General features: G+C 41.0%; 14 protein-coding genes and 1 tRNA gene. 6 read left to right on the top strand and 9 right to left on the bottom strand.

Annotation, left to right across the window (positions count from 1 at the left end):
* Nucleotides 1-232: 232 nt before the first annotated feature.
* From RIB15_RS15125 to RIB15_RS15140, 4 genes are all read right to left on the bottom strand, one after another.
* Nucleotides 233-913 carry a DUF4386 domain-containing protein gene (locus RIB15_RS15125; RefSeq protein WP_350203011.1) on the bottom strand — a complete coding sequence of 227 codons (681 nt, stop codon included), beginning with the start codon at nucleotides 911-913 and terminating at the stop codon, nucleotides 233-235.
* Nucleotides 906-1880, bottom strand: coding sequence for an NAD(P)-dependent alcohol dehydrogenase (locus RIB15_RS15130; RefSeq protein WP_350203012.1), 975 nt, complete (start codon nucleotides 1878-1880; stop codon nucleotides 906-908). The genes RIB15_RS15125 and RIB15_RS15130 overlap by 8 nt, the downstream gene beginning before the upstream one ends.
* Nucleotides 1881-1920: 40 nt before the next feature.
* Nucleotides 1921-2553 (bottom strand): CatB-related O-acetyltransferase, encoded by a 633-nt coding sequence (locus RIB15_RS15135; protein ID WP_350203013.1) that lies wholly within the window; start codon nucleotides 2551-2553, stop codon nucleotides 1921-1923.
* A gap of 163 nt (nucleotides 2554-2716) precedes the next feature.
* Nucleotides 2717-4486, bottom strand: coding sequence for a helix-turn-helix domain-containing protein (locus RIB15_RS15140; RefSeq protein ID WP_350203014.1), 1770 nt, complete (start codon nucleotides 4484-4486; stop codon nucleotides 2717-2719).
* A gap of 184 nt (nucleotides 4487-4670) precedes the next feature.
* On the opposite strand from RIB15_RS15140, the gene RIB15_RS15145 reads away from it, so the two are divergent.
* Complete coding sequence (locus tag RIB15_RS15145; RefSeq protein WP_350203015.1) at nucleotides 4671-5807, top strand: DJ-1/PfpI family protein; 1137 nt, start codon at nucleotides 4671-4673, stop codon at nucleotides 5805-5807.
* A 199-nt stretch (nucleotides 5808-6006) separates the two neighbouring features.
* Complete coding sequence (locus RIB15_RS15150) at nucleotides 6007-6690, top strand: DUF4386 domain-containing protein (RefSeq protein ID WP_350203016.1); 684 nt, start codon at nucleotides 6007-6009, stop codon at nucleotides 6688-6690.
* A gap of 364 nt (nucleotides 6691-7054) precedes the next feature.
* On the opposite strand, the gene RIB15_RS15155 is transcribed toward RIB15_RS15150, so the two are convergent.
* From RIB15_RS15155 to RIB15_RS15165, 3 genes are all read right to left on the bottom strand, one after another.
* Nucleotides 7055-7468 carry a DUF6567 family protein gene (locus RIB15_RS15155; protein WP_350203017.1) on the bottom strand — a complete coding sequence of 138 codons (414 nt, stop codon included), beginning with the start codon at nucleotides 7466-7468 and terminating at the stop codon, nucleotides 7055-7057.
* 10 nt (nucleotides 7469-7478) lie between these two features.
* Nucleotides 7479-8354 carry an SDR family oxidoreductase gene (locus RIB15_RS15160; RefSeq protein ID WP_350203018.1) on the bottom strand — a complete coding sequence of 292 codons (876 nt, stop codon included), beginning with the start codon at nucleotides 8352-8354 and terminating at the stop codon, nucleotides 7479-7481.
* A gap of 444 nt (nucleotides 8355-8798) precedes the next feature.
* Nucleotides 8799-10607, bottom strand: a complete 1809-nt coding sequence (locus RIB15_RS15165; RefSeq protein ID WP_350203019.1) for a helix-turn-helix domain-containing protein — start codon at nucleotides 10605-10607, stop codon at nucleotides 8799-8801.
* An 825-nt stretch (nucleotides 10608-11432) separates the two neighbouring features.
* Between RIB15_RS15165 and RIB15_RS15170 the strand changes: the two genes are divergently transcribed.
* The 4 genes from RIB15_RS15170 (at nucleotide 11433) to RIB15_RS15185 (ending at nucleotide 14645) form a co-directional block, all read left to right on the top strand.
* Nucleotides 11433-12080, top strand: a complete 648-nt coding sequence (locus RIB15_RS15170; RefSeq protein WP_350203020.1) for a hypothetical protein — start codon at nucleotides 11433-11435, stop codon at nucleotides 12078-12080.
* A 77-nt stretch (nucleotides 12081-12157) separates the two neighbouring features.
* On the top strand, nucleotides 12158-13003 hold the full coding sequence (locus RIB15_RS15175; RefSeq protein WP_350203021.1) for an alpha/beta fold hydrolase: 846 nt from the start codon (nucleotides 12158-12160) through the stop codon (nucleotides 13001-13003).
* Between the two features lie 42 nt (nucleotides 13004-13045).
* Nucleotides 13046-13984, top strand: coding sequence for an NAD(P)-dependent alcohol dehydrogenase (locus RIB15_RS15180; protein WP_350203022.1), 939 nt, complete (start codon nucleotides 13046-13048; stop codon nucleotides 13982-13984).
* A gap of 67 nt (nucleotides 13985-14051) precedes the next feature.
* Nucleotides 14052-14645 (top strand): hypothetical protein, encoded by a 594-nt coding sequence (locus tag RIB15_RS15185; protein WP_350203023.1) that lies wholly within the window; start codon nucleotides 14052-14054, stop codon nucleotides 14643-14645.
* Between the two features lie 100 nt (nucleotides 14646-14745).
* On the opposite strand, the gene RIB15_RS15190 is transcribed toward RIB15_RS15185, so the two are convergent.
* Nucleotides 14746-14817: transfer RNA gene (locus RIB15_RS15190), tRNA-Asn, on the bottom strand.
* 104 nt (nucleotides 14818-14921) lie between these two features.
* On the bottom strand, nucleotides 14922-15656 hold the full coding sequence (gene truA / locus RIB15_RS15195; RefSeq protein ID WP_350203024.1) for a tRNA pseudouridine(38-40) synthase TruA: 735 nt from the start codon (nucleotides 15654-15656) through the stop codon (nucleotides 14922-14924).
* Nucleotides 15657-15714 lie beyond the last annotated feature (58 nt).

The raw sequence follows: 15714 nt of genomic DNA on the forward strand, positions 1-15714 counted from the left end.
CGACTTCTTCATGGCTTTTCGGATCACGTAATTACCAGTGCGATAGCTAATAACTTGTTGAGTGACCGTTTTTTCTGCATACGTGAGGTAATCCCCACTTTCATCAAAATGAACCTTTATTTCTAAGGTTGGTTGCTTTGGCTGACTTAAAACCGGGAGGTTGTAAAAGTCATGGTCGCTAAGATCATTATTACAGACCAGGATATATGATTTAAACTTTTCACTGGAATGCTCATTCTTTGCTCCCTTTGATCATCAACCAGATACAAAGAGTCACTTCCCCCAACGCTGCCGATAACCCAACGATCCATCCGAAAATGACCTTGTGTTCAGGATATAAAATAAATCCAAAGCTTTCGATTAGGTAACCGAAGGAGGCTCCGATCATAAAGATGCCCAGAAGTGTTGGGAAGTGAACTGATTTCATCAGCAAATAGCCGAGCAGTAAACAGTGAATTCCGAATGCTACTCCCGCCAGAATATATCCCAAATGATGGGCTTCCATAAAAAACAGGGACAATTCACTTAGCTGAATCTGAGAAAATTGACTGGCAAGTCCATCACTTTCCAAAACGTTAAGAGCAGCCGCATGATTAAGTAAATTTGCAGTTGCTACTCCCGGATGCGCTATCAACCTGAAACATGCCATGATCAATGCGAGCGGTTTATTCACCGACTTCAACAATAGGTATAGCAATACTGAAATCGCAATATCTGTTGAAAAAGCGATCAGGTCTGTAACTAACCCCCATTTGAACAATGCTGAATTAGCCAGAATATTATTGGCAGTGGCGATCGCATCGCCGGCGATAAATACGGTTTCTCTTGCCACACCCTGAGCAAATCCCGCACAACATATGACGATCAGATAGAGCAATCCGGTAATTCGGCCGATTTTCTTTTCATTATACATGAGTGGTTCCTCCCTGAATTGCCAATATGATATTTCCCTGTTTATGACCTGATTCTGCATGTATATGAGCCTCCTTGATTTCTTCCATGCTGTATGTTCTTTCAATGACCGCCTTGAGCTTTTTTGATTTGAGCAGGTCTTTGATCTCATCCAATAGTTCCTGGGATTCTTTTGTGACTCCTGTATACACTTTATGACCTTTTCGGAACGTGTTCATCATCATTGCCTGCATCAATCCAAGATTAAATGCAGTTGATACAAAGTGACCTTCTGAGCTTAATAACGGTTTAACACCCCTGTAGCTCAGATTTCCTACGGTATCAAAAACGATATCATATTTTTGAGGATGGTCAGAGAGCTTCTCTTTTTTGTAATCAATTACCTGATCTGCACCGATCTCGCGCACTAATTTCACATTCCGGGTGCTGCAAACTCCGGTGACGGTAGCTCCTCTAGCTTTGGCTACCTGGACAGCATAACTACCCACGCTCCCGGATGCCCCATTTATTAATACCCGATCTCTCTTTTTCAGCCCCCCCTGTTTCAGAAAAAACAATGCTGTCATCCCCCCGATTGGAATACCTGCCAGTGATTCATTTTCAATATCTTTGTCAGCCTTGGTGATTACACTATCCTCACTCAATACGATAAATTCTGAGTGAGCGCCGGTCTTTAATCCAGTACTCCCAAAAATTTTATCGCCCGGTTTAAATCGTGTTACGCTCTCTCCTATCTGAATGATCTCTCCATAAAATTCCTGACCCAAGACCTTCCTTTTTGGGGTCAATAGACCATTCATGAATCGAACCATCATGGGGTCAGCTTTTCTCAGATGCCAATCTGCAGCAGTAACGGTACTACTTATAACTTTTATCAGTAGTTCATTCGGGCCGGGTTTAGGGATGCTGGTTTTAATCAGCTTCAGAACATCCGGGCTTCCGTAGGTGTCATATATGATAGATTTCATAGTATTCATCTTATTCAAAGGATTAGTGAAAATTGAGTACTTATTTTGATTCAGAGAGGACATTTGTAAAGTCCTTGCCGGTCAAGAAGGTCAGATTTTGTGTGATCTTCGATATGTCCCAATCCCACCACCTCAGCTTTAGCAACTCAACGATTTTTTCTTCTGGGAATCTATATCTAATTAGGTGAGCCGGATTACCTCCAACTATGCTATAGGGTTCCACATCATTAACTACGGTAGCATTCGTAGCTATGATCGCTCCATCTCCAATTTCAACCCCAGCCATTATTGTTGCGTTGTGCCCTATCCAGACATCATTACCGATAACCGTATCGCCCTTATTTGGATAGACTTTGTTCTCCATCGCATCCTCCCACCCATTACCGAAGATGGCAAAGGGATACGTTGATATGGCATCTGTCAGATGATTGGCTCCATTCATGATGAATGAGACTCCTGATGCGATCATGCAAAACTTCCCTATCCTCAATTTGTCACCGGTGAAATCGAAATGATATTTCACGTTCCGCATGAAGTTTTGAACATCTTCCAGGTCATCGTAATAGGTGAAGTCGCCTACTTCGATATTGGAATGATTTATAAGGTTTTTCAGAAAACACAGCTTTTTGTGATGTGCTAAAGGAAATAAAGTGTCTTTATCAGGACCGTACATACCTAGTGAGTTAATTTCTGTTATCTACGGTGCTAAGATGGGGCTATAACTTCCACGAATCGTTCGGATATACGTATTCGGACTTTTTTGCTCATTCGAACTTTAGGATCAGGTGTTAAATAATAACTGGGCTAACAGGTTCCGAAATTCCTGGATCAGGTAGTTATTTCTGTTCTTTCAGCCAGCGCCGCGGAGTAAGACCGGTGCTTTTTTTGAAATAATCATTAAACGTGGTTTTTGAATTGAATCCACATTCGAAGGCAATGCCCAGTAAAGTCAGGTTTTGGTTCTCTGGTAGCACAGCCATCTTTTTAAAATGTTCCAGCCGGTAAGAGTTGATGAAATGATGGAAGTTCGCTCTTTTATCCTGATTAATTAACCAGGACAGTTTGTTGGAACTCGTATTAATATGATCAGCCAGGTTGGACAGAGAAAGTTTTGGATCAAGATATAGTTCTTCTACCTCCATGCTTTTATCCAAGGCTCGTACCAGTTCTTTATGTTCTTCCTTATCGGTAATTAATGGTCTTGAATCAGATGAGTCTTCATAGATCTCGCTTAGTAACGGAAATTTTTGGGGAAGGAACTCCTGAAGGTTATTGTACTCTTCCCGGGTCTTCAGTTTTACTAAAAAAGGATCATAGTTAAAGCAGATATATTTTCCATGCTTTTGATTCAGTCCCTCTTCCAACATTTCAAAAGCCTGATCATAATTCTCTTCCAGGGTAAGAAAATATAACCGCCACGGATGGATGGTCTCATCAGCCAGGAACGGCTGCTCATATTCTGAAATGGGTTGATGATGGTACAGGCGATAAAGGGTAGTATAGTAATCCATAAATGGTAACTCGCTAAACTCTTCCAATATCTCCTCAAGCTCCGCTTTGTTATCTGTCAAAATCAAGGCCGCGGCTTTCAACTGTACAGCAAATATCCATTTAGGGTCTTGCTTCAACACCTTGTTCATTTGTTGAATGGCTTTCTCATATTCGCCGGAGAAGTATAAGATGTTCCCCTTCATAAACGTATGATTGAGGGAAAGAGGATTTATCTCCAGAGCACGATCAATGTGGATCATGGCTTCATCAAATTGCCCCACCATAATATACATCCCTGCAATAGCCTCTATAGCTTCGGCATTATTGGGGTTCATCTCCAGGGAACGTTTGAAATGATCAATGGCACTGCTGTGATCCCATTCAATCATCATGTCTGTTGATGCCTTAGCTAAATGATAATCTAAAGAGTCACTGTTTATTTCCACGGCTTTTTCCAGATACTTATAGACTTCAGATCTGGCTTCTTCTCCCGAACTCCAGAAAAGCATATAGGTATAGCAGAGTACAATCCCATAGTAGGCCCTGAATAATTCCGGATCTAACTGAATGGCCTTTCGATAGTTTTCTATAGCTCGTAGTAAAGCATCATTGGTCCATTTTAGTTGCTCATACCGACCTTTCAGATAATAGTCATAGGCATCAAAATTACTGGAATCGGCAGAAACCAATGATGGCTGCAATTCAATGTGTCCAAAATTTTCTCTGATTTTATCCGCCACCAGTAAACTGATCTCATCCTGAAGCTTAAAGATATCCTCAAGCTGGCGATCGAATTTCATACTCCAAATCTGAAATCCGTCACTCGTACGCACCAACCGAACCGATATCCTCACATCCATCCCTGATTTCCTGACACTTCCCTCCAGAATGGTGGCTACTCCAAGTTGATTCCCTATCGCCCGGACATCTAAGTGCTTGTCTTTAAACATAAAACTTGATGTTCGTGCTATAACCTTCAGTCCTTTTGTTTTTGACAAAGCCAGGATAATTTCCTCCGTAATTCCATCACTAAAATACTCATTATCCTTATCCGGACTTAAATTGATAAAGGGTAATATTGCAACGGATTTGTCGGTCATTAGAGCTTTAGACACAATTTGAGATTACAAGCGAAATGATAATAGGTAATCAGGCATTAACTATCCAATGACAGAACTTCATTGAGTCAGGGTTTAAGGTGGAATGAATGGGCATGAGTCCGAATCTATACATTCGGACGATGTGAGCATTTTCAGTTCTCATATTTCAACTGAAATCTTAAATCAAATAAACAATTTCATGAAACAGTACTTTTGTCCATTCATCTTATTTATCACTTCACTTCTATACAGTTCTCCACTTTCAGCTCAGGACCAGATCTTAATCGTAGTAACCAATAATGCAGAGGTTCAGGTAACTATCGATGGTAGAGATTCTACGATTGCCGGTGGATACACCCTTTCAGAAGTAACGCAAGCCTATGATGTGTTCATTAAAAGTGGATTTACGGTGGACTTTATGAGCCCACATGGCGGAAAAACTCAGTATGAACCTGAAGAAAAGCTCAGCGAGCTTGACAAAGCATTCATTGATAATGCTGAAATCATGGATCAGTTAAAGAATACCCTGTCTCCTAACCAGGTTAATGCTAGTGAGTACAATGCTATTTATTTCGCAGGAGGTAAAACACTTTGGGATTTTCCTAACAGTAGCGAGCTTGCTACACTCACTTCTTCTATTTATGAACAAGGCGGAGTGATTGGTGCTATTTGTCATGGACCAGCCGCGCTTTTAAACGTTAGGCTATCCAATGGGGATCGCTTAATCGAAGGTAAATACATCAGCTCATTCACGAATTTGGAAGAGCAGTTGTTTTCGAAGGCTGCAGAATTTTATCCATTTATGTTGCAGGATGAATTGACCCGTTTAGGAGCAAAATTTCAGGAAGCGCCGCCTCTGTTTGACCAGTCTGTTGTAGATGGACGTCTGGTTACTGGTCAAAATCCTCTTTCCACCTATTCAGTTGCAGAAGATATGATGGAACTAATGGGGAAAACACCTCCACAACGACCTTGGGATCAAGTAAGCTTCACCGTTGGCATTGTCCAAAATAGAATTCAGGGTAGCAAAAACGACGTTTATAAATTCATCGATTCCCATGGATCTGATTCGTTGTTAGACGAAAGGTTACTCTCTGAACTAAGTATTTATGGCAGCCGTGGCTACATGGGTGCGGAAGTCCAAAACCAGGGAATTCAATTGCTTGAAATTGCTTCAGAATTGATACCGGACAATCCTCAAATCTTAGAGGAATTGGCAAGATATCATTATAAGAATGGTGATATAAATAAAGCCGAGCAGTACTTGACAGAAAGTCTAAAGATCGACCCGGATTCAGAAACTGCCAATGAACTTAAAAATGAGATGGAGCAGTAAATATCTCCTGCTGAACAGGCTAAGTTGTACCGAAAATTATTAGACTCCGGGAAGGTAAAAAATAAAGCCGATCTTGCCCTTAAGCTTGGTGTTAGTCGGGCTTGGGTGACTAAAATTCAAGGCTCAGATTAGGTCGCAACCTATTTATATAAACCAGCGTACATCTGCCGTGTTTTTTCTATACCAACTAACTTTATCTATGAATACTTCTTCCCATCCTCTTAAAACAACCGCCAGAATCACCGGTATTTGGTATTTGTTTATGGCAGTTTCAGGTGTGCTTGGATTTTTGGTCTTCCACCCGAAAATATTTATAACTGGAGACCCGGCAACCACACTACAAAATATTATCGATGGTGAGTCGATTGCCAGAATTCGTTTGTTACTGGAATTTGCCATTATTCTTTCCCAGGTCTTAACTGCCGTCTGGTTCTACAAATTGTTCAGCCCCATCAATGAATGGGCGGCCTGGTCCGTAGCGATCTGGGGCACTGTGAATGCCGTAGCCATTATGATCAGTGCTATTGGAATGGCATCGGCTCTTGAGATTGCAGACTCTTCCATGCCATTAGATGAACAGGTAATGCTGATCTCAGTGCTCCAAAGTGTAATTAAAAATGCTTGGGCTGCGGGAAGCACATTCTTTGGTCTGTGGCTTATTCCCATGGGATTTATTGTATTTTCCTCCCAACGTATGCCGATATGGCTTGGCTACACTCTTATGATTGGAGGGGTTGGGTATATTCTTAGCACACTACTTTATTATGCAGGAATAGAAGCATCAATCGTAAACTACCTGACTATACCAGCCACGATAGGTGAATTCTGGATGATCGGGTATCTGCTAATTTTCGGTATCCGGCCGAATACAAATGAGTCCTGATTATTAAGGTGCATTTGACTTAAATTTACTTTCATTCTATGACTCCATGAAAAGACTATCACCCAAATATCAAAAATAAACTTAGTGCATTATGGGCATCAGTGATATCGCTTCGAAATAGACTGGAATAAATTGCTCAAAACTACCTTTTTTGGATCATGCGAGCCTTTTAAAACCGATTAATCCTGCTAACTCTACTGACAAGACTGGCAGGTATAAATGTGAAAGTAGCGTTTAAACAAGTAATTGAAGAGCGCAGATAAGCCAGGCATTTTATTGATTCAATCAATAACCTTATGTAAATGAAAAGGTTCCATTCGTAATTGAACGGAACCTTTCATTCTTAGCACTATATCTACTTAATTTATTCAAACTCGATGATATCAGCGGTAATAGAAACCGATGCTTTTGTATAAACCATAAAGTTCGACGTGTTGGAGTCATATTGAATGTTAATAAGCGCTAGCGTTCTCCCTTCTATCGATTCTCCCTGTTCCTCGAAGTTATCCCAAAGCGATTCACGAGCTTCTTTATATAACATTTTATTTCCATCAAGAGGAATGATACCTACAGAATTAGTGGCAACGCCCCATGAATAACTGGCTCCAAATAAATACGATGTTTCTGAGGTGCCCGTCACATTTTTAGCCACAATAGTATAGTTTCCTTCTTTTAGCTGAACCTCGGTACTATTAGAGGCTACAAACATACCTGCGTTTCCACAGCCAGTAAGCAGAAATGCCACGGCCATAAGAATGATAAATGTATAAGATTTCATGTTCATAAGATTATTTTTGATTGGATTGTTGTTTTAGTTGTTGTACTTCTTGGTTAAAAAAATCCTGTAAGCGATGAGTGCCGTAGCGGGTTGCAATGCTTTCGCGCGAGATAAGTGTGAGAAAGAATTCGAGCGGTCCAAATCTTTGTCCGGGTAGAAAAATCTTAGCTGTATGTAGTATCAATAACCTGATCCAGCCCGGAAGGTGAACAATGTCAGGCGGTTTATTCCAAGCGCATAAAGCCATTTCTGCTATCTCATTTTGAGTAAGGATATCTGGTCCGCCTACCGCTATCTCTTTATCTTTCTGAGCAATAGCCCGTACGCACACTTCCGCAAGGTCAGCTCCGTGGATAGGATTTAGCTTAGACTCTCCATTCCCGAATAACAAAACTCTTCCTTTTTTGGCCATATGGAGTACGTCCCGCAGATCTGAAAAAAATCCATTAGTTCGAATAACGGTATATTCTAATCCCGAAGCTTTAAGGGCATCCACAAATCGTTCTTTAGCTTCAGTGATCTTAAGATGGCGTAGCTTGTCTCCGTCTATGACAGACACATATATAAATTTCCTAACCCCGGCTCGTTCTGCTTCCTTTAGTAGGTTTAAATTTGCCCGGTAATCCACATCCATGTAGGTAAACCCATCTTTTTGGCGGGTGATGCCTATGGTTGATATCACGGTATAGACACCTTTACAAACACCACTCAGTGTTTCTGGCCGGGTTACTTCAGCCTGCACTATCTTGATATTTCGGTGTTTCAGGTCTTTCAACTTTTCCGGAGCCCGAACAAGAGCTAAAACTGGGATTCCCCAGCTATCCAGTTCTTCAAGTATATATTTGCCGAGATAGCCACTGGCTCCGGCAACTAATATTTTTGTCATGGTGCATTCCTTTTTTAATTCCAGAGCCAAGATCAGCAGGAAGCATCTAATAATCGTGCGGAATGATATTTTCGGCGCTTTTTATGAAATCTCGGACTTTTTAGAAAAGAGAAAGGACTGTTAGCAACAGAATGAGAAGACTCAACCACTCTGCACTGAAAATTCAGCGTTTTCAAACCCTTGGCTGGGACCAATGTAGGAAGTAATTAAAATGAGAGAGTAGGTAACTACTTATTCTGAGGCCTAAGCTTTGACCTCTCTTCCTGAAAATCGGGACTCCTTCTCAATGAGAGACTTTTTCCAGGCTTCTTTAAAAACCTATTCCTATGTAAGTCTCTGACGTGTTATGTGCGTCTTTCTCCTTGTGAAGGAGAAAACAAATGAGGTCAAAAATGAAGATTCTGTTGCAGATTAAGACTCCTTGCAGGCTTAGAATCAAGCCTCCTACTGATGCTTCTTCAACCACTTGCGTGGGGTAATACCTGTTTTCTTTTTGAAGTAATCATTGAAAGTGGATTTAGAATTAAACCCACTTTCAAAAGCTAAACCCAGTAAGGTGAAATTCTTATTAGCGGGATCCAGTGACTTCTGCTTAAAACACTCCAACCGGAAATTATTAACATAATCGTTGAAGCTTACCCCCACCTGATCGTTCAGCATCCATGATAATTTATTTGGATGAAGTCCGGCTTCATCAGCCAGGGTTCTCAAAGTCAATGCCGTATCAAGATAGCGTTCATCTTGTTGCATTAACTGATCGAGTTTTTTTATAGCCATGTCGATCTCTTCAGGCTGCATCAATAATCTGGCATCAACCTCATTATTCTTATGCGCATTTCCATTACTCAGCTCCTGCCCTGATCGTTTGTTGGGTAACCGGGATGGTTTGAATGTTTTTGTGACCAACTCTTTATAACCATCTGTTTCTCGAATTTTGTCAAGAAATAGGCGGCTTAGGAAGTTTGCGAACTGACCTCTTTTTCCAGCCACGGCATTTTGAAGAAGGTCCAGTGCTTTTTCTTTCTCCCCAAACTGCGTATATAAAAACAAAGGCCAGGGCACAATTGAAAAACCTTCTTCTTCTTCTACGATCTCATCAATATCCTCACGCTTGATACCATGATCGACAGGTTGATGAGTCAATGTATACAGCATGCTACATGATTTCGGAGATTGAGCCAATGGCGTATTTTCTAAATAGGCCTCCAAGGCTTCTTTACGCTTTAACTTGATCAGGCTAAGTTGCTTCAAGGTGATGGCATGCGTGAAATTCGGATCGGTCCGGAGAGCGGCTTCTATACTTGCAAGGGCCGATTCATAGTCTTCCTGCAAATAATGAATGTTCGCTTTGGTAAAATGATGGTTGGGCGAAAGTGGATCCAGCTGAAGGATATGTTTTGTATGATCCATAGCTTCATCGAACCAACCAATGGCCGTATATAATTCAGCTAACCCTTCCTCGGCTTCCGTATAAGATGGATTTAAGGCCATTGACCTTAGATATAGCTTTTCTGCTTCCCGATAATTCCAGTGCCCCCAAAATTCAAGCGTTGCTTTGCTATAGTATCCCAGAAATGACTGATCATCGACCTCAAATCCGCGACTTATATAATCTGCTGCAATGTCAAGTGATGCAATATTTGGGGTCCAGGACCCAAACATTGAATGACAAAAACCCGCTCCAAAATATGGCCAGGAAAAATCTGGATCCATCTCTATACATTGCTGATAAAACTTCATTGCATTATCGATCCCTTCACGGTCCCAACGCAAGTGATTATATCGCGCCTTTAAATAGAGATTATATGCCTGAATATTCTGAGTGGGCACAGCCACCAGGCGTTCACCGATTTCCAGGTGACCAAAATTTTCCCTGATCTGTTCCGCGATAGCTAAGCTAATCTCATCCTGAAGCTCAAAGATATCCTCAATATCACGATCAAAGCGACCCGACCATATTTGAAATCCATCTGTCGTTTGTATCAGCTGAGCAGAGATCCGGACTCTTTTCTTTGACTTACGTACACTCCCCTCCAGCACCGTAGATACACCCAACTGATTACCAATATGACGCACATCCATATGTCGCCCTTTGAACGCAAACGAAGAAGTTCTCGCAGTCACCTTTAAACCCTGAATCCGGGTCAAGGCATTAATGATATCTTCGGTGATGCCATCACTGAAATATTCATTTTCAGGATCTGAACTGAGATTCAGAAATGGCAGAATAGCTATGGATTTATTATCGATCAAAAATAAAGAAGGTGTTTAAGTACTACCCGTTATTCATATATACAGGAAGAAGATATAAAATCATGGGAATAAAGGAACAGAAATAAAAAGGTCAGACGATAGGTGTCATTAATATCCTTTACAGTAACTCGGACACGGGGAGCCGTCCTTGTTTTATTTCTAATTGGATTACCCTCCTTTTATTATCAGCACGTAATGGGAGCATAGCCTCAGCTGAGCATCCGGGAAAAGAGCTCCGGTTAGGGGACAAAGACGAATACTATAACCTATTGTATCAAATCACCAAGTACCTCCGCTCTCTTTTTAATCCCATCAATTATTCCAGTTGATATTGAAGTCCATTCGACATTAAAAAAAAGAGCGTTAAGAAGATGACGAAATGAAGCGTGAAGAAAGAAATCATACCGCATGGCACTTGATCTACAGGCAAACCCGGCCGGGGAGCATTGATTTCTTTTAGCGGAATGTAGCCATCTTTAGCTCTTTTTTCGCAGTCGAGAGCTTTTGGTTCTTTTGTCGGTACAAAAGAACAAGGAAAACAATGACAGGCAACCAAGTCCTTTCCTGCACGAGAAGCCGGAGCTTCCGGGACAGCATTGCGAAGATGGATCTTCGCAACAAGGTAAAAGCCACTGGTCTAATCCCTTTCTCCATAAGCACTCTTAAAGTCCAAAATTTCATCAATACGTCCGTGATTTCATTTCAGGACGTTTGACCTGCTATTTCTTACGATCATTGATCTGTCGATTCGATTAAGTGGATTTTTAAAACTGAATCTATCGACAAATATCAAATCATTCATTTAATCATTTAAAATTTAGAACAATGAAAAACCTACTTATTATTGTTTTTACGCTTGTCTCAATTAGTTCTTTTGCTCAAACTAGCTCACCGGAGGGTAAAGAAACTGAAGTAGCCTATAAGTGGCGGGTAAGTATGCCTTATTTAGTTCCAGATGAGATTGCCTATGGTTATGGAAAGCGAACTAGTATTCAAATGGTAGAATTACATATAAAACGTAACCTTGATGATAAGAGCATCATTGGAGTGAAGTTTGCTACATGGCGATTATTTCAACCCATGGGAATCACATGGTGGCAGGGTGTTGTGGATAAAATAGAATCTGGGACTGAATACTACGATGGATACTTAAGAGAAACAGGAATTGGCGTCTCATATCAACGCATGCTTTGGAAAGGGCTTTTTGCATCTGTTGAAGTGCTACCACAAATTCAAACCTATACCGATCTAGACGGTAAAAAAATCAAAAATGGATTTAAGCTTTATAACTCGGTTCATTTGGGTTATCACGCAGCATTTGGGAAGAAAAAACGATTTTTCATAGAACCTCAGGTTCATATCAACCAGTGGATGTTTGATAACAACTCGCCTGCTGGATTTAAGGAGTTTGATGACAAATATGGAAACTTTTTCTTTTTTGAGCCAAATATTTATTTAGGGTGGAAATTTTAAAGTTTAGCGGCCTCATAGCAGCGATGGGATATGCCCAAAAGAATAACTCCACTAAGAAAGACTAATAACCTGATACTATGTTTAAATCCAAACAGGGCAAGAAAGAAATACTTCAACTATACGATGCAAAGCTGGATAGCCTAAAGATTGAATATGAATACTTAACGGTACAAACCAGTTTTGGAAAGACCAACATCATAGCAACAGGAGATCCTGCAAATCCGCCGATCATAATTGTTCATGGTTCAAATGGGTGTGCCCCTATTGCTCTCGAGACCTATGCTAATCTGCATAAAACCTATAGAGTTTTTGCGGTGGATGTCCTGGCTCAACCCAATAAAAGTGCTGAGACCCGCTTAAGTATGAAAGATGATTCCTACGGTATATGGATGAATGAAATCATCACAAGTCTGGATTTAAGCTCGGTTACCCTGGCAGGATTTTCATTTGGCGGATTGATCATTCTGAAAACGCTGGAACATGATGAGAGCAACATCAAAGAAGTGTACTTATCAGCGCCAGCATATATCGTAAATGGAAATCCATTGAAGGCCATTTTCAAAGTGTTTATCCCTATGAAAAGGTATATGAAAACTAAAAAAGTAAAGTATGTCGAGAAGTTTCTGTCCCACTTGTTCACCGATCGGGATGAGTTTGCTATCGAATTTCTTTCCAAAGTCTTTTTAGAATTTGAGATGGACTTTACCCCGGTTCCTGTCATAGATGCTAAGGCAGCCAAAGAAATCACAACTCCGATTACCATTTTCGCAGCTCAAAACGACATCATGTTTCCCGGAAATAAAATGATAAAACGGGCAGCAAAGATATTTCCGTCGCTTATAAAAAGTACGCTTTTGGATCACTCAAAACATGTTCAAAACAATGAACAAAACGAAATGATTGAACGGGAGATCATGAGATAAGGAGTGCTAGAAATTTGGTTCACCTTAAACTTTGTAATCATTATGAAAGCGATTAAATGTTTGAAATACGGAGGTTCTGAAAACCTGGTACTGGCAGATGTTGAAAAACCAAACCCAAAAAACAATGAGGTGTTGATAGAAATAAAAGCTACCTCAGTCACCGCCAGCGATGTGCTTATACGAAGATTGGATGAGCCGCTTATTTCAAAATTTATACTTCAAATCATCTTCGGTTTTGGGAAACCACGCAACCCCATTTTGGGGATGGTATCATCCGGAGTAGTGGTAGCAAAGGGCGAAAAAGCAACCTCCTTCCAGATAGGTGATGAAGTATTTGCCTACGGTTCTATTTCCCCTACCAATCACCGCTTTGGGTCTTATGCAGAGTATATATGCCTGCCCGAAGACTGGAGTATCGCCCTGAAACCGCCCAACATCAGTCATAATGAGGCTGCCGCTACTCCCTATGGTGGCTTACTGTCTATGCATCTACTGAGCAAAACCTCCATTCAGAAAGGCGATGAAGTCTTAATCTACGGGGCTTCTGGCAGTATTGGGACCATGGCGGTGCAATTAGCCAAAATTGCCGGCGCAAACGTAACCGCTGTTTGTAGCGGCAAAACCGTTGACTTGGTCAAATCGCTGGGTAGTGATCGGGTGATTGATTACACCCTTCAGGGTGCTGAAAAACAGTTATCCACTTATAAATATGTATTAGACGCCGTCGGAAACTCAAAGTCCTCAATACTGAAAGAAAAAAGCAAAAAGGCGTTACATAAAAATGGTAAATACATATCCATTGATACTGGCGTACCCAAAACCCCTAAAAGTGCTTTTATACAATTGAAAAACTACCTCGCAGCAGGGAAAATCAAACCGGTAATTGATAGAGTCTTCCCATTAGAAAAAATGGCCGAGGCCCACGATTATGTTAAACTTGGGCATAAGCAAGGTAATGTCATCATAAGTGTTTCCCTTTGACCTGTCAAAGAACAAAACAAAAATAACCATGAATTCAGCGCTAAAATCATTATCAAAAAAAACAAAGATGAAAACTCAACTTATTACACTCTTATGCTTGATTATATTAAGTGCTTGCGATAGCCAAAAGAAACCTGACCTTACCCAACAACCTACTATCGAAGATTATCAACTTGGCGAAACGTGGGTTTGGAAATACAAAGGCGTAACGACTGAAGGAGAAGTACGTTCAGATGGCACCGACAAACGAATGATCGTACAAATGAATGAAGGATTGGGAATGACCATAGGCAATGACACCATTCCTCTCGCCGACATCGTGAAGCCGGATGAAAGCGAAACACCTAAGTATGACTGGCCATTGGAAGTAGGTAAGACGTGGAAATATGAAAACAGCTGGACCAGTCAGGATGGTACCACGGGAACACAGAGTCAACAAGCCGAAGTGTTATCCTATCAGGAGGAAACGGTAGAAGCCGGAACATTCATGGCATATACCATCAAGTACACCGGTAAAACCACAAATTCCAGAGGATATAATGCGGATGAAGAGGAGATTTGGTTGTATGCTCCGGTAGTAAAAACTTTTATTAAACTGACTCAGTCTCAAGGTGATTTTTTGTATGTCGAGGAACTCATTGAATATTCTAAACCCAATTGATCCGGAAAAATAAAAGTGCAAGACATACCTGACAAAAGGCTTCAGGCGAAATGGAGAGACATAAAAAAAGCCGGCCATCTTGCGATGATCGGCTGTTAAGCTCCCCGGGTAGGATTCGAACCTACGACCAATTGATTAACAGTCAACTGCTCTGCCACTGAGCTACCGAGGAATGTTTGTAGCTTTTTGACTTTATTTACTTCAATAAATAAAAAAAGCCCCGTTGAAGGGGCGACAAATATAAAGACATTATCCGCCTACTTTCAACACTTTTCTTCACTTTTTATAGAAAACTTTCTGAAGCACCAATCCCCCCGCAGGTGCTGTAAAAGTTGGAATGTTTGAATCCGGGTTTGTTAAAGCCTCCTCAAACTGTGACATCGTCATTTTGTCTTGTGCTACGCGCACCATTGTTCCCACCAGTCGGCGTACCATATTCCTCAAAAACCGATTGGCTCTGATATGATACCGGATCACCTCTCCCTCCTGCTCAAATTCCGAAAGCTGGATTTCACAAAGGGTCGTCATGTTGTCTTCATTGAACTTAGAAAATCCTGCAAAATCAAACTCCCCTTTCAAGATATTGGCACAACTTTCCAGTTTAGCAAAGTTGATGGGTTGATTGAGCTGCCACGAATAACGTTCCTTCAACGGCATCCATCTTTTAGTGATGGTGTATTCATACTGTCGGCCAACTGCATCAAAACGAGCGTGGAACTCAGCGCCCACCTTTTTTATATCCGTGATTTGAATTTCTTTCCCAATCAGCTTGTTTGCTTTATAGATAAGATCTTCGGCAGCAACAGTTTCGGGTAAATCTATATGTGCTGTTTGTCCGGTTGCATGTACACCGGCATCGGTTCTCCCCTGCCCTATTATATCAATACTGGATTGCAGAATCGTAGAGAATGCATCCTCAATAGTTTGCTCAACGGTAGGTGCATTGGGTTGAATCTGCCAGCCTGAAAAATCGGTGCCGTCGTACTCAATCGTAAGTAGATATCTCTGCATGTCTGCAATATATGAATGTGATTTCACATTCTTGACATTAGAAAATACATATTCAGTT

Source organism: Gracilimonas sp. (assembly GCF_040218225.1).
Taxonomy (GTDB): domain Bacteria; phylum Bacteroidota; class Rhodothermia; order Balneolales; family Balneolaceae; genus Gracilimonas.